This window comes from Vreelandella lionensis (genome assembly GCF_044543515.1).
In the GTDB taxonomy this organism is placed as follows: domain Bacteria; phylum Pseudomonadota; class Gammaproteobacteria; order Pseudomonadales; family Halomonadaceae; genus Vreelandella; species Vreelandella lionensis.
On the sequence record NZ_JBITWC010000008.1, the window covers coordinates 79841 to 99130 of the forward strand.

16 protein-coding genes are annotated in these 19290 nt (G+C 56.9%); 9 read left to right on the forward strand and 7 right to left on the reverse strand.

Features of this window, described 5'->3' with window-relative positions; translation table 11 throughout:
- Positions 1 to 62 precede the first annotated feature (62 nt).
- Genes ACIGG6_RS06770 through ACIGG6_RS06790 form a run of 5 tightly spaced genes read left to right on the forward strand, consistent with a single transcriptional unit; the run spans position 63 to position 4739 of the window.
- Positions 63 to 848 (forward strand): SDR family NAD(P)-dependent oxidoreductase, encoded by a 786-nt coding sequence (locus ACIGG6_RS06770; protein WP_399843383.1) that lies wholly within the window; start codon positions 63 to 65, stop codon positions 846 to 848.
- Positions 845 to 2194 (forward strand): NAD(P)/FAD-dependent oxidoreductase, encoded by a 1350-nt coding sequence (locus ACIGG6_RS06775; protein ID WP_399843386.1) that lies wholly within the window; start codon positions 845 to 847, stop codon positions 2192 to 2194. Before ACIGG6_RS06770 ends, ACIGG6_RS06775 begins: the two co-directional genes overlap by 4 nt.
- Entirely contained in the window at positions 2191 to 2955 is a 765-nt protein-coding gene (locus tag ACIGG6_RS06780) for a DUF1365 domain-containing protein (RefSeq protein ID WP_399843389.1), read from the forward strand. The genes ACIGG6_RS06775 and ACIGG6_RS06780 overlap by 4 nt, the downstream gene beginning before the upstream one ends.
- Positions 2952 to 4220 carry a class I SAM-dependent methyltransferase gene (locus ACIGG6_RS06785; protein ID WP_399843392.1) on the forward strand — a complete coding sequence of 423 codons (1269 nt, stop codon included), beginning with the start codon at positions 2952 to 2954 and terminating at the stop codon, positions 4218 to 4220. Before ACIGG6_RS06780 ends, ACIGG6_RS06785 begins: the two co-directional genes overlap by 4 nt.
- Before the next feature lie 18 nt (positions 4221 to 4238).
- Entirely contained in the window at positions 4239 to 4739 is a 501-nt protein-coding gene (locus ACIGG6_RS06790) for a DUF2878 family protein (protein WP_399843481.1), read from the forward strand.
- Here ACIGG6_RS06790 and ACIGG6_RS06795 read toward each other — a convergent pair whose 3' ends face one another.
- On the reverse strand, positions 4740 to 6578 hold the full coding sequence (locus ACIGG6_RS06795; protein ID WP_399843394.1) for a putative bifunctional diguanylate cyclase/phosphodiesterase: 1839 nt from the start codon (positions 6576 to 6578) through the stop codon (positions 4740 to 4742).
- A 270-nt stretch (positions 6579 to 6848) separates the two neighbouring features.
- Between ACIGG6_RS06795 and fabA the strand changes: the two genes are divergently transcribed.
- Both fabA and fabB read left to right on the forward strand, forming a co-directional pair.
- Positions 6849 to 7364 carry a 3-hydroxyacyl-[acyl-carrier-protein] dehydratase FabA gene (gene fabA, locus ACIGG6_RS06800; RefSeq protein ID WP_228168895.1) on the forward strand — a complete coding sequence of 172 codons (516 nt, stop codon included), beginning with the start codon at positions 6849 to 6851 and terminating at the stop codon, positions 7362 to 7364.
- A gap of 12 nt (positions 7365 to 7376) precedes the next feature.
- Positions 7377 to 8594 (forward strand): beta-ketoacyl-ACP synthase I, encoded by a 1218-nt coding sequence (gene fabB, locus ACIGG6_RS06805; protein ID WP_253503463.1) that lies wholly within the window; start codon positions 7377 to 7379, stop codon positions 8592 to 8594.
- A 61-nt stretch (positions 8595 to 8655) separates the two neighbouring features.
- On the opposite strand, the gene ACIGG6_RS06810 is transcribed toward fabB, so the two are convergent.
- From ACIGG6_RS06810 to ACIGG6_RS06825, 4 genes are all read right to left on the reverse strand, one after another.
- Positions 8656 to 9390: a lysophospholipid acyltransferase family protein gene (locus tag ACIGG6_RS06810; RefSeq protein ID WP_253503461.1), complete on the reverse strand. Its 735-nt coding sequence runs from the start codon at positions 9388 to 9390 to the stop codon at positions 8656 to 8658.
- A complete protein-coding gene (locus ACIGG6_RS06815) occupies positions 9387 to 10280 on the reverse strand; it encodes a sugar nucleotide-binding protein (RefSeq protein WP_062360473.1) in 894 nt (297 codons plus the stop codon). Before ACIGG6_RS06815 ends, ACIGG6_RS06810 begins: the two co-directional genes overlap by 4 nt.
- Positions 10281 to 10355: 75 nt before the next feature.
- On the reverse strand, positions 10356 to 10949 hold the full coding sequence (ssb, locus tag ACIGG6_RS06820; RefSeq protein WP_253503459.1) for a single-stranded DNA-binding protein: 594 nt from the start codon (positions 10947 to 10949) through the stop codon (positions 10356 to 10358).
- 79 nt (positions 10950 to 11028) lie between these two features.
- Positions 11029 to 12408 carry an MFS transporter gene (locus ACIGG6_RS06825; protein WP_253503457.1) on the reverse strand — a complete coding sequence of 460 codons (1380 nt, stop codon included), beginning with the start codon at positions 12406 to 12408 and terminating at the stop codon, positions 11029 to 11031.
- Between the two features lie 170 nt (positions 12409 to 12578).
- Here ACIGG6_RS06825 and uvrA point away from each other — a divergent pair, with 170 nt between their 5' ends.
- Together uvrA and ACIGG6_RS06835 are read left to right on the forward strand one after the other, a co-directional pair.
- Entirely contained in the window at positions 12579 to 15428 is a 2850-nt protein-coding gene (gene uvrA, locus ACIGG6_RS06830; protein WP_399843400.1) for an excinuclease ABC subunit UvrA, read from the forward strand.
- Between the two features lie 123 nt (positions 15429 to 15551).
- A complete protein-coding gene (locus tag ACIGG6_RS06835) occupies positions 15552 to 16289 on the forward strand; it encodes a Crp/Fnr family transcriptional regulator (protein WP_083026246.1) in 738 nt (245 codons plus the stop codon).
- A 61-nt stretch (positions 16290 to 16350) separates the two neighbouring features.
- On the opposite strand, the gene ACIGG6_RS06840 is transcribed toward ACIGG6_RS06835, so the two are convergent.
- Both ACIGG6_RS06840 and ACIGG6_RS06845 read right to left on the reverse strand, forming a co-directional pair.
- The gene (locus tag ACIGG6_RS06840; RefSeq protein WP_399843403.1) at positions 16351 to 17106 is read right to left on the reverse strand and encodes a ribonucleoside-diphosphate reductase; all 756 of its coding nucleotides are present in this window, start codon (positions 17104 to 17106) and stop codon (positions 16351 to 16353) included.
- Positions 17107 to 17164: 58 nt separating this feature from the next.
- A complete protein-coding gene (locus ACIGG6_RS06845; protein WP_399843406.1) occupies positions 17165 to 19276 on the reverse strand; it encodes an adenosylcobalamin-dependent ribonucleoside-diphosphate reductase in 2112 nt (703 codons plus the stop codon).
- Positions 19277 to 19290 lie beyond the last annotated feature (14 nt).

The following is a 19290-nucleotide window of genomic DNA, read 5'->3' on the forward strand; positions in this document are numbered from 1 at the left end:
GAGTGTGATCTCGTTTATACGCACGCAGGTTGCGTGCTACCAGGCCGCTACAGGAGAGCAGGATGAGCACATGGAAAACACCCCAGCGAATCTGGTTAACCGGCGCGACCTCTGGCATTGGTGAGGCGCTAGCTAAGCAGCTAATCGCCCAGGGCCACAGCGTTGTTCTCAGCGCCCGCAACGAAGAGGCGCTCAACGCCCTTTGCGATGGCCATAGCAACGCTTACCCGCTGCCGCTGGATGTGAGCGACCATCAAGCCGTGCTCGCGGCGGGTGAACAGATCGCTGAGTGGCTGGGCGCACTAGACATTGCACTCTTCAATGCTGGCACCTGTGAATACCTGGATGCGCGACACTTCGATATGGCGCTAGTCGAGCGCGTTTTTACCCCTAACTTGTTTGGCACGCTTTATGGCGTTGAAGCGGCACTTCCACTGCTGCGTGCCGCTCGCCGAGAGTGCAAACCTGCCCGCTTGGCCGCTACATCGAGCGCATCAGCCTATCTGCCGCTGCCCCGCGCGGAGGCCTATGGCGCCTCGAAAGCAGCCGTTAGCTACTTTTTGGAATCTCTGCGTCTTGATCTTCACCAGGAGGGGATTGACGTAAGCCTGATTCACCCGGGCTTTGTGAAAACGCCGCTTACCGACCGCAACGACTTTCCCATGCCCATGCAAGTCACTGCCGATGAAGCTGCCGAGGCGATTATTGCTGGGCTCGCAAAAGGACGTTTGGATATTCATTTTCCACGGCGCTTCACCTATATCGTGAAATGCTTGGGCATTTTACCCCCTGCCCTGCGGCGGTGGATTGGCCTGCGTATGACGCGGCAAACCAAGGAGCACCCATGAGCGCCACAGCGTCACAGCGCATCGCCATCATCGGCAGCGGCATTAGCGGCATGGCGGCCGGATGGTACCTCTCCTCTCAGCATGAGGTGACTCTGTTTGAAGCCGATAGCCGGCTAGGGGGCCACACCGCCACCATGGACGTTGAGGTGAACGGCACGCAGTACGCCATCGACACTGGATTTATCGTTTTCAACGATTGGACCTACCCGCACTTTCAGCGATTGCTGGCCACCCTTGGCGTGCCCAGCCAAGCCACTGAAATGAGCTTTTCGGTTCACGAGACGGATGTGGACTTTGAGTACAATGGCCATACGCTAGCCTCGCTGTTTGCCCAGCGGCGCAACCTGCTCAACCCCTCTTTTTATCGCCTGCTCAGCGACATTTTGCGCTTTAACAAGCAGGCCACAGCCGATCTTGAGAGCAAGCGGCTACCTGCCGACATGACTTTGGGTGAGTACCTTGACCAACACGGCTATGGAGAGGCATTTCAGCGCCGTTACCTACTCCCCATGGGAGCTGCCATTTGGTCAGCCAGCATCGGCGACTTACGCGCCTTCCCCTTGACGTTTTTTGTGCGCTTTTTCCGTAACCACGGGCTGCTGTCGGTGAATCACCGCCCCCAGTGGTACACCTTGATAGGCGGTTCAAAGCGCTATATTCCGGCGCTGACCGCTCCCTATGCCGCACGTATTCGCCTGAATACACCGGTGACCAACATTACTCGCAGCGATACCGGCGTGACCATTACAACCGCCCAAGGCAGCGAGCGTTTTGATCAGGTGGTGTTGGCATGCCACGCCGACCAAGCGTTGGCGATGTTAGGCGATGCGACACCTGCCGAGCGCGATATTCTATCGGCGATGCCTTACCAGGATAACGAGGTGGTGCTGCATACCGACACAGCGCTGCTACCCCGCCGTCAGCACGCCTGGGCGAGCTGGAACTACCGCTTGGACGGGCGAGGTGCCGATGAGCGCGTCTCAGTGACTTACAACATGAATATCTTGCAATGCCTAGAGGCGGATACCACCTTCTGCGTCACGCTCAACGATTCAGACAGCATCGATCCCAGCAAGGTGTTGGGACGCTATACCTACGCCCACCCCCAGTTCACCCTGGCAGGCCAAGCGGCGCAAATGCGCCATGATGAAATTTCGTCCGTAGCGCGACGCACTCACTTTTGCGGTGCCTATTGGCGCAACGGCTTTCATGAAGACGGCGTTTGGAGCGCGCTACGCGTGGCGCAGGCGCTCGGCTGCGATGAAGCAGCAGAGCCACCTGCCACGCCTACCGCGCTACCTGCGCATGAACTGATGCCTAATAGCGTGGGGGAGGGGCTGGGATGATTGCCGCGCCGCGTTCGCGCATCTATCGCGGTACGCTACGCCACCGCCGCTTTACGCCGAAAACACACGCGTTTAGCTATCAGATGTGGATGGTGTGGCTAGACCTTGACGAGCTGCCGACGCTGTTCGACGGCGTGCCTGGGTTTAGCGCCCGCAGGCCTGCACTGGCACGCTTTCGCCGCGAAGATTATCTGGCCCCTACTGACCGGCCACTGCGTACCGCCGTGCGTGAAGAGCTAACCCGCCAGCTGGGCAGCGCTCCCAGCGGGCGGATCTGCATGCTGACCCAGCTACGCATCCTGGGCACGATGTTTAACCCGATTACGATGTATTACGCCTACGATGAGCATGGCCGCCTAGCGGCTGTATTAGGCGAAGTCACCAATATGCCCTGGCGGGAGCGCACCTGCTACGCCTGCCACGTTGAGACTGGCCGTTATACCCATCAGGCAAGCTTTGCCAAAGCGATGCACGTATCGCCGTTTAATCCCATGGAGATGACTTACCGCTGGAAGTTCAACGCCCCCGGCGAGCAGCTCTATCTACACATGGAAAACTGGCAGCACGAGCAGCTTCATTTTGATGCCACGCTCACCCTTGAGGCAGCGCCCGCCACGCGCGATGTGCTGCTGGGAACCCTCGCCAAGCACCCTTGGATGAGTCTGAAAACGGTCGCGGGAATCCATTTTGAAGCGCTTCGCCTATGGCTTAAGCGCATCCCCGTTTATAACCACCCTAAGCGCAAGGAGACTTCAAAGTGACCACCCTGCGTACCACACCCCCCAACAGTCAGCCAGCGCGTCAAGATCGCTTCACCCGCTGGCTAAAGCCGCGCTTAATGGCGCAGCTGGGTGCCTTTCGCGGCGGCCGAATTACGCTGATTGAAGGCAACCAATGCCACCACCTAGGCCAGGAGGGAGAAATCCAGGTGACCGTGGTGATCCGACACTCCCGCGCTTGGAAACGGCTTGCCTTTGGCGGCACGGTCGGCGCTGCGGAATCCTATATGGATGGCGATTGGGATGCCGATGATGTGGTGGCTCTGGTGCGCCTATTTGCGGCGAACCTGGAGCACGTCAATGGCAATATGGAGAACGGTAGCGCGCGCTTTACCCGCTGGCTACTGGGGCTTGTTTACCGCTTCCAGCGCAACAGCCTGTCCGGCTCTAAGCGCAATATCGCCGCCCATTACGATATTGGTAACGACCTGTTTGCGACGTTCCTGGATAAACGCCACTGGATGTACTCCAGCGCCGTTTTCCCCTACCCGGAAGCCAGCCTGGAGGAGGCCTCCACCTACAAGCTCGATATCATGCTAGAAAAGCTGGATGTGCGGCCTGAGCACCACCTGCTGGAAATTGGCACAGGCTGGGGCGGGCTGGCCATACACGCGGCAAAAACGCGTGGCTGCCACGTCACAACCACCACGATTTCCGAAGAGCAGCACGCGCATACGGCCAAGCGCATCAAAGAAGAGGGGCTGGAAAATAAAATCACCCTGCTTAAGCAGGATTACCGCGAACTCACCGGACGTTTTGACCGGTTGATTTCCGTGGAGATGATCGAAGCGGTTGGCCACCAGTATCTCAATACGTATCTGGAGAAGGTGGACAGCCTGCTGGCCGACGATGGGCAGGCCATGCTGCAGGCCATCACCATTCGCGACCAGCGGTTTGAAGAGGCCAAGCGGGATATGGACTTTATCAAACGCTACATTTTCCCCGGCGGTTTTTTGCCCTCCCACCACGCTATGCTCTCTGGCGTGATGCGTAAAACGTCGCTGAACGTGGTCGCCCTTGACGAGATTGGTCAGCACTATGCGCGTACGCTACGGGAGTGGCGCCACCGCTTTGAGGCGAGCCTCGATCAAGTACGCAACCAGGGCTACGATGAGCGCTTTATTCGCATGTGGCGCTACTACTTATGTTACTGCGAGGGCGGCTTTATCGAGCGCTCCATCGGCACCTGCCACCTCTTGCTGGCGAAGCCCGCGGCCAAACCGGTACCGCTTACCGGAGCCTTGTAAGTGGCACAGCGATCCCATATGCCCGTGCGTGCGATGCTGTTTAACGCATTGCGCTTTGAGGCGGGCTGGATGCTGTGTGTATTAGGCGGCTCATGGGTCGCCGCAGCGACTGGGGCAGCGCTGCTTGGCTGGCACTTCTGGCACTGGGCCAAGCCTGGCGAATGGCGTTTTATTGCGCTATTTGCGCTGCTGGGTCTAGCGTTAGACGGTGGACTACACTTGGCGGGCGGTTTCGATTTTGGCGAGCAGACATTAGTCGCGGGCTTATTGCCGCTGTGGTTATGGATGCTGTGGCCCCTGTTCGCCACCCTGGTGTTTCACTCCCTGGCTTGGCTGTGGCGCTACCCGCTAGTGGCCGCCGTGTGCGGTGCGATTAGCGGGCCGCTCTCTTACTTAGGCGGTGCAGCGCTGGCAAACGTTAGCTTGGCACCGTGGCTACTTCCAGCACAGGCCGTCATCTGGGCAGCGCTCTGCTGGGGCATCAGCCGTTACATTCAGCGTTTAGCCGCTAGCAATTAATTAATGTGCGCCTTCTGCCTGCGGTAGCGGTGCCCAGCGCTGCTCAAGCTCGGCGGCGGGCATCGGTTTAGCAAAGTAAAATCCTTGTACCAGGGTGCAGCCTGTTTCTACCAGGAACTGACACTGGGCCTGGGTTTCGACTCCTTCGGCGATCACTTCCAGCCCCATGCCTTTTGCCATGGCCAGTACCGCTGTAACAATCGCGGCATCTGCTTGGTCGTTGGGCAACTCGCTAATAAAAGCGCGATCTAATTTAATTTTATCTACTGGTAGCCGCTTCAAATATCCCAGCGACGAGTAGCCGGTGCCAAAGTCGTCAATAGCGATTGAGTAGCCAAGCTCTCTTAGTGCCTGCAGACGTGGCCCCATGTCCCCTGCTCGCTCGTCTAGTAACACCGATTCGGTCAGCTCCAAACCAAGTTGTGACGGCTCTAGCTGGTAACGCTCAAGACAGGTGGCAAGCTGGGTTTCTAGATCGCCCTGAAAGAGCTGAAGGGCAGAGATATTGACCCAAACAGTGGTCTTCGGCATGCCGCTATTTTGCCAATGCGCTTGCTGAGCACAGGCTTTTTCGATCACCCAACTGCCTAACTCTGCCATCAAGCCGTGACGCTCGGCCAGGGGAATAAACTCTCCCGGCGATATCATGCCACCTTTGGGGTGACGCCAGCGCAGCAGTGCTTCCATACCTACCAACTCACCGCTACCGGGATGGTGTTGGGTTTGGTAGTGAAGCTCTAACTGGTCACCGGAGATCAGCGCGGCACGCAGGTCGCTGACTAATGCTAATTGGGGATTATCCTGTTTATCCAGCGCGGGGCGAAACCGCAGGCTGTGGTTGCGACCCAGCCGCTTAGCGCTGTAAAGCGCTGACTCTAAACGCTGAAACAGCACGCTGGAATCTTGACCATCTTCCGGCGCACGGCAGCTACCAATGGTGAGGCCTAATCGCAGCGACTGCTCATTAATCTCGAAGGGGCTGCACATATGGTCGCGCAGATTCCCTAGCCACTTGTCGTGGTCATCAAAGGTGGTGGTGCGAATCACCATAAACTCATCACCACCCAGCCGCCCCACTACGCTTCCCGCCATATAGCTGGTGAGCCGCTGGGCAAATCGAGCCAGCAGCCGGTCGCCCTGCTCAACGCCTAAGCTATCGTTAACCGACTTAAGTCCGTCAATATCAATCAGCGCCATATCCAAGCTTTCACCTGCACGCAGGTGGCGCAGCCTGGACGCCATTAAGTCATGCAAGCGACGCCGGTTAGGTAGGCCTGTTAGCGGATCTTCATAGCCGATACGCCTTAAATCGTTCTCACGAGCTTTTTGTGCCGAAATATCGGAGAACCAGCTGATAAAGTGGGTGATTTTGCCTCGCTTGTCGGTGACGGTACGCACTTTGAGCCATTCAGGGTACTCATCGCCATGTTTGCGACGGTTCCACATTTCGCCTTCCCACCGCCCAGTGGCTTTTAGGGTGCTCCAAAAGTTTTCATAAAACGCTTTGTCATGGCGCTGAGCCGCCAGGGTGTCTAGCTTTCGGCCTATCATCTCTTGGCTTTCATAACCGGTAATTTCGGTAAACGCCGGATTCACCGCTAGCACACGGTTTTGGACATCACTAATGACCATCGCATCACCAGACAACCCCAACGCATCCTGTGAAAGACGCAGGCGTAGACGCTGCTGACGCACTTGGTTCCAGGCATCCCACAAGCCTAAAGTAACGAAGCTAGCCGCGACCATACGCAGCGCCGCATCGGGGATCCACACGCAGGCAGGTAGCGCCATCAGCGCCACCCATACCAACGGGCGATTAAGAGAGACAGGCAGCCACATGGCGATTCTTGTTGTCCTAATCAGTCACTAACAAAAACAAACGATGACGACATCATGCCGTCTCACTAAAATCTTGGATAGAGCATATTACGTCAATACACCGTTTATTGGGCGAATTCACTAATCCGAACAACACAATAAGGTAACCTGGGTTATCGGCAACCCATTAAAAAGTGTTAGAACGTTACGATAAGCCGCCCGCGACGTGCATTCAGCGGTTTCGGGAAGTAGACTAGGCGCAACAACCATCTTCATACTCGGAACGATTCAGTGACCAAGCAACATTCCTTTGATCGCGAAGAACTGCTGGCCTGCTCGCGCGGCGAACTATTTGGCCCCGGCAATGCACAGTTGCCAGCTCCTAACATGCTGATGCTTGATCGCATTAAGCACATTCACGAAGAAGGCGGTGAGCATGGCAAGGGCGAACTGATCGCCGAGCTGGATATCACACCTGATCTGTGGTTTTTTGATTGCCACTTCCCAGGAGACCCCGTGATGCCCGGCTGCTTAGGGCTTGATGCGATGTGGCAGCTGGTGGGCTTCTATCTGGGATGGCTTGGCCATCCTGGCCGTGGCCGTGCGCTAGGCTGTGGCGAAGTGAAGTTCAGCGGCCAAATTTTGCCCGACGCACAAAAAGTGACGTATCGCATTAATATGAAGCGCGTTATTACTCGTCGGCTTATCCTAGGCATTGCCGACGGCACTGTGTCCGTTGACGGACGCGACATCTACCAGGCTAATGACCTGCGCGTTGGCCTATTCACCTCCACTGCGAATTTCTAACAGGAGGCTCCCATGCGACGAGTGGTAGTCACCGGCCTTGGCATCGTGTCGTGCTTAGGCAACGACCAGCAACAGGTCCTAGACGCGCTCAAAAACGGGCGCAGCGGTATTCGTTTTAAGGAAGAGTACGCTGAGCGTGGCTTCCGTAGCCATGTAGCAGGCAGCGTTGATATCGACTTGGACGCGTTAATCGACCGCAAACTGCGCCGCTTTATGGGCGACGCAGCAGCCTATGCGTATGTCTCCATGGCTCAAGCAGTCGAAGACGCCGGGCTAACTGAAGCCCAGGTTTCTGACGTGCGTACGGGGCTGATTGCAGGCTCGGGGGGAGCATCAAGCGCCAACCAAGTTGAAGCTGCCGACGCCATGCGCGAGAAAGGCCTACGCCGCGTAGGCCCATACCGTGTTACCCGCACCATGGGCAGCACAGTGTCTGCGTGCTTGGCAACGCCGTTTAAAATCAAAGGTGTGAATTACTCAATCTCTTCCGCCTGCGCAACCTCAGCTCACTGTATCGGCAATGCCATGGAGCAGATCCAGCTAGGCAAGCAAGATGTGGTGTTTGCGGGTGGTGGCGAAGAGGAGCACTGGACGCTCTCGTGCCTGTTTGATGCAATGGGCGCCCTCTCCACCCACTACAACGACACGCCTGACAAGGCTTCTCGCCCCTACGACCAGGCGCGCGACGGCTTTGTGATCGCTGGCGGCGGCGGCATGCTGGTGCTTGAAGAGCTGGAGCATGCCAAAGCTCGTGGCGCGAAGATTTACGGCGAGCTGGTGGGCTATGGCGCAACGTCTGATGGCTACGACATGGTGGCTCCCTCTGGCGAAGGTGCTACACGCTGTATGCACCAAGCGATGGCGACCGTGCAGGGCGATATCGACTATATCAATACCCACGGCACCTCTACGCCGGTTGGTGATGTGGCTGAGTTGAAGGCCATCCGCAATGTGTTTGGCAACTCAACGCCTGCTATGAGCTCGACCAAGTCGCTAACGGGCCACTCCCTGGGAGCAACAGGCGTACAAGAAGCCATCTACTCACTGTTGATGATGCAGCACAATTTTGTAGCTGCCTCGGCAAACGTTGATCAGCTGGATGAGCAGGCCGATGGCTTCGATATTGTGACCCAGCGTCGCGATAACGTCACCATCGACCGCGTGCTGTCTAATAGCTTTGGCTTTGGCGGTACGAACGCTTGCTTAGTCTTCCAGCGCTATAACGGTTGATCAGCACTTAAGCAGCATAAAAACGGCGCCTTTCGAGGCGCCGTTTTGCGTTATAAAACGATTAGCGAGACGCTGGCCGTGGTACCTCTGAAATTTCCTGTAGCTGACCCTCTATCCAAGCCTCTACATCTTCCAAGACTTCATCGGGCGTACGCCCGGAAGTCTCAATGGGCGCTCCAATGCGCACCCGCAGTACACCCGGATGCTTTACCCAGTGCCGCCCAGGCCAGCGCTCACCAGCGTTGTGTGCCACCGGCAGGACTGGCACACCTGCACGGCACGCCACCACGCTACCGCTTTTGTTGTAGCGCTTACGCACGCCGGGGGAAACGCGAGTACCTTCGGGAAAAATCAGCACGGAAAGGCCTGTGCCTAAGCGTTCAACACCCTGAGTAAGTACCTGCTTCATGGCGCGGGCTGGCTTTGAGCGATCAAGACTAATCGGGCGCAGCAGACGCAGCCCCCAACCAAAGATGGGAAAGCGCAGTAGCTCCTGCTTTAGCACAGTACATACCGGCGGCTTCATCACCTGCAGAAATACGGTTTCCCACTCGCACTGGTGGTTCGCCTGAATTACGCAGGGCCCTGACGGAATATTCTCTCGCCCCTGAATGTCGTAGCGCACGCCACAGGCAATGCGAAACCAAACCACCAAAAAGTAGTTATAGAGGTTTAACAATCGATAGCGACCCGCCAACGGCAGAAACGGCGCGATGGGTAGAAACAGAACGCCAATAAGCAGCATGGCAGTAAAATAACCCGCATAGAACACCAGGCTGCGCACCACATTGATCAAACTGATTCTCCTGTCCCAACGTCATCACGCTGCTGGTCACGGGTTAAGCACCACGCATCCAGCATGCGTCCCACTTCCAGCCGCCAAGGTTTTTGATGCACACCAAAAACATCCAACACTCGACGGCAGTTTAATACCCGACGCAGCTTGGCGTCGTGATGATGATTAAGGGCCTGTATCTCCCCTAAATCAATATGTTCGCCACGCCCTTCTAGGTGAGTGGCCAGCTGAGTACGCACCATTGATGTAAAAGTGAACGCACTGACCGGCTCAGTGCCCGCCAAGTGATAGGCTCCCCAGGCATCAGCGCCGCAGGCCTGCTGCTGTAGCATGCCAATCAACGCCATGGCGACCGCGTCGGCAGAGGTGGGGCAAAACACTACGTCCTCTGCTGCGCGCACCGTCTGCCCCGTGATAAAGCTGTCGATAATTTCACTCAGCCAGGCGTGGCTACCTTCCAACGCAAACAGCGGCCCTAAACGCACAATCAGATGGCGATGGTATTCGGCACGGATACGATCGCCTGTTTGCACCAATCGACGCAAACACTCATCACGTGGGGCAGGCACGACATGCTCATCAATCGGGATATCAAATCCCTCTTCATAGAGCTGATCCGAGACACACCACACCAGCGCCACGTCTTGGGCTTGGCAGGCATCCACACAGCGATCAACGGCATCCGCATGGGCTTTCACCTCGGCGGGCGTCATGCTCAGCGGGTGCGCCAGCGGGGGAATGAGCACCGCATCGGGCGCTATCGCCTGTAGCTGACTCGGCGAAACAGCAAGGCCTTGCTCAATGACTAGCTCGGTATCCGCGCGCCGGCTCGCTTCACGGGCTAGCGCTAAACTTAAGCAGTGCCCGGCATCTAGTATCAGCAGCTTCAAGACAGCCTCTCCCCCTCAACCCAAAACCGTGGCGGCAACTGCGCCACGCATCGACGAACATGTGTAAGGTGCTTTTTAGAACGGAATTTCGTCGTCGAAATCATCAAAATTGCCCGGATCGGGGGCGCCATAGCTGTTGTTTTGGTTATTCGGTGCCGGCTGCGGGTGCTGCGGCGCTGGCTGTCCACCGCGCTGAGGAGCCCCACCCTGAGGGGGGTAGCCGCCCTGCTGGGGCTGGTTTTGGCCATAGTTTTGTTGAGGAGGCGCTTGCTGAGCCGGGGCCTGCTGAGCGTAGCCACCCTGCGGGGCACCACCGCCCTGGAAGTCGCCGCCACGGCTATCCAGCATTTGCATATCGTTAGCCACGATCTCCGTGCTGTAACGATCTTGACCGTTCTGGTCCTGCCATTTGCGCGTTTGCAGGCGGCCCTCAATATACACTTTTGAGCCTTTTTTAAGGTACTGCTGGGCGATTTCAGCGGTTTTGTTGAATAGCACCACGCGATGCCACTCGGTGCGCTCCTGGCGCTGGCCACTTTGGCGATCCATCCAGGTATCGGAAGTGGCTAGGTTTAAGTTTGCTACCGCCGTGCCAGAAGGGGTGAATCGCACTTCAGGATCTTGGCCCAGGTTGCCAATCAAAATAACTTTGTTAATACCGCGCGCCATGAGGTCGCTCCTTTACGTAATCGGACAAATAACTGAGTAGGTCGCTACCTGCTGTTTTTAGCAGATGAGCGCTAATTCTTTAGGGTCGCGGCGGTGGAATCAGTTTTGCCAGCGCCGCTTGATCGAGCTCTTTCCGGTTTACCTTCAAATACATGAGGCGCTCCTCCGGCACGACCATCACATCTTCCACACCAACCACGTCGGCAAGATGCTCCATCAATAAGTTGATCGCATCAGGCTGCGTATCGTGTAACGCCACCACTTCGCTGGAGAGCGGCGGTGGAGAAGGCATCCGCCACATGGCTACCCACCAAGCCAGCGCTAGCACCGCGCAACCAATAAATACCGCGTTAAGCCCCCAGGTATTCGCCAGCAAGCCGCCCAACGTGCCACCTAAAAAAGCGCCGAGAAACTGGCTGGTGGAATACACCCCCATTGCGGTGCCCTTAGCACCCGCTGGGGCCAACTTGCTAAGCATGGAAGGCAGCGTTGCCTCCAGCAAATTAAAGCCGGTAAAGAAAACAAATAGCCAAACAAACAGCCAATGCCCCTGGGAAAGCGACAACCCTAGGCTGGCTAGGCTGGCAGCGATGGCTCCAATCGCCAATAGGCACATCAGCCTCATACGCTGGCGCTTTTCCGCTATGATCACCAGCGGCACCATCGCCACAAAAGAGAGTGCCATAATGCCTAGGTAGGCTAATCCATGGTACTCCACTGCTACCCCCGCATTGAGTAAGCGGAAGGGGATAGCCACAAAGATTGCCATGAGGACAAGATGCAGCGCAAAAATCGATAGATCAAGCCGCCACAAATCCGGCCGGGTAATCACACTTTTAAACTGCTTCCGATCCAGCCCTACGTCACGGTGGCGTAACCGGCGCGGCGCAGGCGGCACCCAGCGCCAAAGGACTAACAGTCCCACCAATGTTAGGAGTGCGGTAAACCAAAACACCCCAGAGAGCCCCGCCCAGGAGGCTAACCAAGGGCCAAGCACCATGGCAATGGCAAACGATACGCCGATCGAAAGGCCAATAGTGGCCATGGCCGCCGTGCGTACCTGCTCGCGGGTTTGATCTGCCAATAGAGCCATTATGGCGGCCGCCACGGCACCGCCCCCCTGAAGGGCGCGACCTAAAATTACCCCGCCAATGCTATCTGCCATGGCCGCTACCACGCTGCCAAACGCAAAAATCAGCAGCCCCATCGCAATGACACGCTTACGACCAATGCGGTCAGAGAGCAAACCAAACGGGATTTGCAGCGTCGCCTGGGTTAAGCCATAAATGCCTAACGCCACGCCAACCAGTAGCGGCGTAGCGCCTGTCAACGTGTCGGCATAAAGCGCGAGCACCGGCAGAACCATGAACAGTCCCAGCATACGAGACGCGTAAAGACCGGCCAAACCGCTGATTGCACGGCGTTCAGCGACCAGCAGCAGTGCGGAAACCTTGCGCATAATGCCCTTGTGTATGGTGGATGGGCCGAACGGCCTGAGATAACCGTCCATTCTAGCGCTTTGTCATCACGCTGGAAACGCCAAGCGCGGTGACGCAGGCAGAGACAGTTTTGCCGGGAAGGGGACAGCAATCGTATAATTACGCTTTTGCCACGCGATTCGAGGTGTTGATGGACAGCATTCTGGTCAGGGGTGCCCGCACCCACAACCTCAAGCAGATCGATGTGGAGCTGCCTCGCGACAAGCTTATCGTCATTACCGGGCTTTCCGGTTCCGGTAAGTCATCGCTGGCGTTTGACACGCTCTATGCCGAGGGGCAGCGTCGCTACGTGGAGTCGCTCTCTACCTATGCACGCCAATTCCTCTCGATGATGGAGAAGCCCGATGTGGACCACATCGAAGGTCTCTCTCCTGCGATCTCTATTGAGCAGAAATCCACCTCCCACAACCCGCGCTCAACCGTGGGTACTATCACCGAAATTTACGACTACCTGCGTCTGCTGTTTGCCCGCGCAGGCACGCCCCGTTGCCCAGAACACGGTGAAGACTTAGAAGCCCAGACCATTTCGCAGATGGTCGATCAGGTAATGAACCTCGCCGAGGGCACCAAGCTAATGCTGCTGGCCCCAGTGGTAAAAGGTCGCAAGGGTGAGCACCTGCAACTGCTCGCCGAACTTCGCGCCCAGGGCTTTGTCAGGGTGAAAATCGACGGTCAGGTGCTGGAGTTAGACGATATCGCGCCGTTGGATAAGCGCAAAAAGCACGATATCAGCGTGGTAGTGGACCGCTTTAAAGTGCGCGACGATATCGCCCAGCGCTTAGCGGAATCGTTTGAGACCGCGCTAAACCTGGCCGACGGCACGGCGATGATTCACTTTATGGATGGCGAGCAGGAAGACCTCGCCTTTTCCTCGCGCTTTGCCTGCCCGGTATGTGGCTACTCGCTCTCGGAGCTTGAGCCGCGCATGTTCTCTTTTAACAACCCTGCGGGCGCCTGCCCTACCTGTGATGGCCTCGGCGTTCAGCAGTACTTTGACCCAGACAAGCTGATTAGCCATCCAGAGCTTTCCCTCGCAGAAGGCGTCATTAAAGGCTGGGATCGGCGCAACATTTACTATTTCACCCAGTTGCAGGCGCTGGCCAAGCACTATCGGTTTGAGCTTGAAGCCCCCTGGCAGGAGCTTGCCCGCCACGAGCGCGACATCATTCTTAACGGCAGCGGTGATGAGCAAATTCCGTTTGTGTACGTAGGGGATCGCGGCCGCAAAGTGACCCGGGAGCACGCCTTTGAGGGCGTTCTACCCAATATGCAGCGCCGCTATCGGGAAACCGAATCCAACATGGTGCGCGATGATCTCGCCAAATATATTGCCGTGCAGCCGTGTACGACCTGCAGTGGCTCACGGCTGCGTAAAGAGTCGCGCCATGTGTATGTGGATGACCACAATATTGCCGATATTGTGCATCTGCCGATTGGCGAGGCGTGGCGCTACTTTGCCGAGCTGGCCCTGCCGGGGCTTAAAGGCGAAATTGCCGATAAGATCGTTAACGAGATCCATGCCCGCCTAGAGTTCTTGGTCAATGTGGGCCTGGATTACCTGAACCTTGAGCGCAGCGCCGACACTCTTTCCGGTGGCGAGGCCCAGCGCATCCGTCTAGCCAGCCAAATCGGCGCGGGGCTGGTGGGCGTCATGTACATTCTGGACGAGCCCTCTATCGGCCTGCACCAGCGGGACAACGACCGCTTGTTGAAAACCCTGGAACGCCTGCGCGACCTGGGCAATACCGTGATTGTGGTGGAGCACGACGAAGACGCCATTCGCGCGGCGGACCATGTACTGGATATCGGCCCCGGCGCCGGTGTTCATGGCGGTGAAATCGTCGCTCAAGGCACGCCCCAGCAAGTGATGGACAACCCCAACTCGCTCACCGGTCAGTATCTTTCCGGCACCCGTGAAATCGCCGTGCCGCCCTACCGTATTCCCGGCAATCCGGAAAAGCAGTTGGTCGTGCGTGGCGCGACAGGCAATAACCTGCAAAACGTTACGCTGAGCTTACCTTTGGGGCTATTTATTGCCGTGACGGGGGTTTCTGGCTCGGGTAAATCAACGCTGATTAACGGCACGCTGATGCCCATTGCCGCCCGTGAGCTGAACCGCGCCACCACCTTGACCCCAGCGCCCTATGAGAAGGTTGAAGGGCTTGATCAGCTCGATAAAGTGATCGATATCGACCAGAGCCCCATTGGCCGTACGCCGCGCTCTAACCCTGCGACGTACACCGGTATTTTCACGCCCATTCGCGAGCTGTTTGCGGGTACCCAAGAGGCGCGCTCGCGGGGCTATAAGCCAGGCCGCTTCAGCTTTAACGTCAAGGGCGGGCGCTGTGAAGCTTGTCAGGGCGAGGGCATGATCAAGGTAGAGATGCACTTCCTGCCGGATATCTACGTACCCTGCGATGTGTGTAAAGGTAAGCGTTACAACCGCGAAACGCTGGATATTCACTATAAAGGCAAGACCATTCACGAAGTGCTGGAAATGACCGTGGAGGACGCGCTGGCATTCTTCAGCCCGGTGCCCGCCATTGCCCGCCGCCTGCAAACGCTAATGGACGTAGGGCTCTCGTATATTCGCTTAGGGCAAAGCGCCACCACGTTATCCGGCGGTGAAGCACAGCGTGTCAAACTGGCCCGAGAGCTAGCTAAGCGCGACACCGGCAAAACGCTCTACATTTTGGATGAACCTACCACAGGCCTACATTTTGAAGATATTCGCCAGCTGCTGACCGTACTCCACCGACTGCGCGATCACGGCAATACGATTGTCGTGATTGAGCACAACTTGGATGTGATCAAAACCGCCGACTGGCTCATTGATCTTGGGCCGGAAGGTGGCTCTGGCGGCGGGCAAATTATTGCTGAGGGCACGCCCGAGCAGATTGCCAAGCAGAGCGTTTCGCATACCGGGCGCTTCCTGGCGCCACTACTGGAGCGGGCCAAACGCGCATCATCCACTTCCTAACGCTTAGCTACCCGGCACCCGGTGCCGGGAACATCAAAAGAGTAAGCAAGCCCAACGGGTACTGCTTATAGTATGTAGCGATGCCGTTTAACAATGGTTGATACCGTTTAGGAGAAGGACGCTGTGGATCAGGACAAAAGCTGCATTATTCGCCACTTTAGCCACTACTGCACACTGACTGACGATGAAAAGCAGTTGCTAAACTCGTTAGAGGAGAGCCCGACTGAGATTAAGTCAGGCGCACTACTGTGGGAAATGGGCTCGCCAGCCAACGAGTTTTGCACGCTGCGCAGCGGCTGGGCTTACTCTTACCGTCATCTGGAAAACGGTGATCGGCAGATTCTCGAAGTGTTTCTCCCGGGCGATATCATTGGCCTGCGGGAATTTGCCTTTTCTCAACGCCTTGAGAACGTGCGCCTGATTACCGATGGCGTGGTGTGCCATTTCCCCCATAAACGTATGCTGGATATATTTAGCCAGTCACTGCCGCTCACGTCGGTCATGTTTGCCATCGGCAGCCGTCAACAAGCGCTGCTCACTGAGCGTTTGGTGAACTTGGCCCGACGCAGCGCACGCCAGAAAATGGCACACTTTCTCCATGAGATGTACCTGCGTTTGCGCCAAACCAACGACGATATTGGCGGACAGTTTCGTCTCCCGCTCTCTCAGGAGCAGCTCGCCGATATTTTAGGCTTAAGCCCGGTACACGTGAGTCGCACCTTTAGCGCGCTGAGCGAAGATGGCTTGGTCTTCCGCGACCGCCACCATGTCTCGATTCCAAACCTTGAGGCGCTGGCCACGGAAGGTGAGTTTGACGACTGCTATCTTACCGATAATGTCAGGCCGCTATTTAAGGACTGAGGTTGCGACAATAAAACGCCGCGCCCTTTGCCAGGTACACGGCAGTTTTATCAGCGTGCTATTAACCGCACTTTGACCAGCCGCACCCGGCATAACAGGTTGGGCAGCCATCCATCATGATCAAATCACCCCGACACTCAGGGCATGTGCCTACCGTAGCGGGGCCGCCGCTTGCTTCGCCAGAAGCCGATGCGACGGCAGAGTCTTCAGCCGCCGGGGGCTCCTCCGGCTGCCAAGCATGTCCATGCTGCATGCGGTGCGCATAGCGTGCAACCAGCGTTTCCACCGGCACTTGGTTGCCCTCCTGATCTAAAAAACCGCGCCGATAGAGAATCCGCTGAATCGACCAGGCAATCGCAGCCACTTCCGAGTCGTGAAACATGGGCTTGTTCCAGCGGTTCATGCCACAACGTACCAAGCCTTTATCCCAGGCCACCTTGCGTAAGTCTGCCACTGCCTGGGTGACATATCCCCCCCGCGCTGCCAGCGATAGGCTGCGCATGGTAGCAGTGATCCACTGATGCTCGCTGGAGAGCTGCCCAGAGGGAAAGAAGAACTCCACCGGACGCTCAATCACCACACGCTGGCCGCCAATCACGCCTTCCACTGGCATAAACGAGACCAGCAAGTAGACCTTCTTGCGCCCTTCAGCCCCCACATAAGAGATTTTTTCAGACACTGCTTCCAGTGTGCCTTCCGGGCGCGATGGAATGCGGACCGTTAATGGGTCTTCATCTGATAGCTCTGGAGCAGGCGCGGGCTGCCCTTGTTGCTTAATACGGTAACCGACAATTTTCGACGTAATTTCAACCGCCATAACGTTCTCCCCAGTTCTTTAGACAGCTCATCAAGCTAAGCCTTGCTTGCGCTTACGATTACCATTTGCCGTAGGTGCCCTCTTTCAAGGCATCAAACAGGTTAGCGGCATTGTGCTCTTCACCGTCGTAAAGCACCTTCTCATCGCCAGTTAGCTCAAGGGTTTCACCATTTTCCAGCTCAAACACATAGGTGGTGTTTTTCAGGTCATCCTCACGCACCAGTACGCCTTGGAAGGCTTCCGGGTTAAAGCGGAAGGTAGTGCAACCTTTCAAACGGCTCTCGTAGGCCTGCAGATAGAGGTCTTGGAACTGCTCAAACGGGAACTCGGCGGGTACATTGACCGTTTTGGAAATCGCCGAGTCCACCCACTGCTGAGCTGCCGCTTGAACGGCGACGTGCTGCTCGGGAGTGACAGAGTCTGCGGTAATGAAGTAGTCCGGCAGATCGCTTTCTACCGCATCGGCAGCCATAAAGTGACGGTAGGCCGCTAGTTCAAACGACACTACCTCCACCTGCTCCTTGGTCTTTTTACCGGACTGGATGATGTTGCGGAAATAGCGATGGGAGAACGACGGCTCAATGCCATTGGAAGCGTTGTTGCCCATGGAGAGCGAGATGGTGCCCGTGGGGGCAATCGAGCTGTGGTGGGTAAACCGCGCACCGTGCTCGGCGAGCTGCGCTACCAGCTCCGGCTCAAGCTCGGCCACTTTGGCCATGTATTGGCTGTAGCGGGCGTGCAGGATCCGCCCCGGCACCTTGTCACCTACCTCGTAGCCGTCGCTGGCGAGCTGAGGGCGCTCGCGCATCATCTTGGGCGTAATGGTGTGCTCCTCTTCAAGCACTGGCGCCATGCCCTTCTCTTTAGAAAGCTCCAGCGCCTGCTTCCACCCTTCCAACGCCAAATGACGACTGACCTCTTCAGTGAACGTCAGCGACGCCTGAGAGCCGTAGGGAATTTTCAGCATGGTCAGCGTCGAACCAAGCCCCAAAAAGCCCATACCGTGGCGGCGTTTAGCTTCAATTTCGCGCTGTTGCTGAGGTAGTGGCAGACCAGCAATTTCCACCACGTTGTCGAGCATACGGGTGAAAATCGCCACGACTTTACGGTAGCGCTCCCAATCAAACCGCGGCTCGGCGCTAAACGGCTCGATCACAAACTTGGTCAGGTTGACCGAGCCCAGCAGGCAAGCGCCCTCTGGCGGTAGTGGCTGCTCGCCGCAGGGGTTAGTGGCGCGGATATCCTCGCAGAACCAGTTATTGTTCATGCGATTCACTTGATCAATCAGGATAAAGCCCGGCTCGGCGTAGTCGTAGGTAGAAGACATAATCGTGTCCCACAACTCACGAGCTTTAATTACCTCGACAACACGGCAGGCCACGCGCCCTTCGGCATCCACCGTGTAGCCCTCTTCCACTACCGGCCAGTCACGGTAAATCACCTCTTCGGCGCTCACATCCTCTTTCTCACCAGGATGCAGTGGGAAGGCCAGCGGCCAATCGGCGTTGTGCTTCACCGCTTCCATAAACTCATCGGTGATGAGTAGGCTCAGGTTAAATTGACGCAGCCGCCCTGCTTCGCGCTTGGCTTGAATAAACTCGCGCACGTCCGGGTGCCCCACATCAAAGGTACCCATCTGCGCGCCGCGACGGCCTCCGGCAGACGCCACGGTGAAGCACATCTTGTCGTAGATATCCATAAACGCCAGCGGGCCATTGGTGCCCGCTCCTGCGCCAAACACAAAGGCACCTTTATGGCGCAGGGTCGAGAAGTCGTAGCCAATACCGGCACCCGACTTCAATGTCATACCCGCATCGACCACGGAGTCGAGGATATCGCGCATGGAGTCACGAATAGTGCGAGAAACGGTGCAATTAATCAGACTGACGGCGGGCTTGTAGGCTTCGGCCCCCGCATTAGAGAGAATTCGCCCAGCGGGAATAGCACCATTTTCCAGCGCCCAGCGAAATTTGGGTAGCCACTCATCGGCCTTTTCACCCTCTACGGCAGCTAGGGCCCGGGCCACGCGCTCAAAGGTCGCTGCGACATCTTGATCCACCGGTTGGCCATGACGATCTTTTAACCGATATTTGGCATTCCAGATTTCCCTAGATGGAGCCTGCATAGGGACTTCACTGGATGTCTTCATCGCCTTGGCTGCGGTACTCATGTTCACGAAACTCC

Excerpts from the sequence above, each read along its gene's own strand:
- ACIGG6_RS06790 (WP_399843481.1), top strand. The coding sequence starts at position 4,239 with ATGCCCGTGCGTGCGATGCTGTTTAACGCATTGCGCTTTGAGGCGGGC.
- ACIGG6_RS06780 (WP_399843389.1), top strand. The coding sequence starts at position 2,191 with ATGATTGCCGCGCCGCGTTCGCGCATCTATCGCGGTACGCTACGCCAC.
- ACIGG6_RS06770 (WP_399843383.1), top strand. The coding sequence starts at position 63 with ATGAGCACATGGAAAACACCCCAGCGAATCTGGTTAACCGGCGCGACC.
- ACIGG6_RS06825 (WP_253503457.1), bottom strand. The coding sequence starts at position 12,408 with ATGCGCAAGGTTTCCGCACTGCTGCTGGTCGCTGAACGCCGTGCAATC.
- uvrA (WP_399843400.1), top strand. The coding sequence starts at position 12,579 with ATGGACAGCATTCTGGTCAGGGGTGCCCGCACCCACAACCTCAAGCAG.
- ACIGG6_RS06840 (WP_399843403.1), bottom strand. The coding sequence starts at position 17,106 with ATGGCGGTTGAAATTACGTCGAAAATTGTCGGTTACCGTATTAAGCAA.
- ACIGG6_RS06775 (WP_399843386.1), top strand. The coding sequence starts at position 845 with ATGAGCGCCACAGCGTCACAGCGCATCGCCATCATCGGCAGCGGCATT.
- fabB (WP_253503463.1), top strand. The coding sequence starts at position 7,377 with ATGCGACGAGTGGTAGTCACCGGCCTTGGCATCGTGTCGTGCTTAGGC.
- ssb (WP_253503459.1), bottom strand. The coding sequence starts at position 10,949 with ATGGCGCGCGGTATTAACAAAGTTATTTTGATTGGCAACCTGGGCCAA.
- ACIGG6_RS06795 (WP_399843394.1), bottom strand. The coding sequence starts at position 6,578 with ATGTGGCTGCCTGTCTCTCTTAATCGCCCGTTGGTATGGGTGGCGCTG.
- ACIGG6_RS06845 (WP_399843406.1), bottom strand. The coding sequence starts at position 19,276 with ATGAGTACCGCAGCCAAGGCGATGAAGACATCCAGTGAAGTCCCTATG.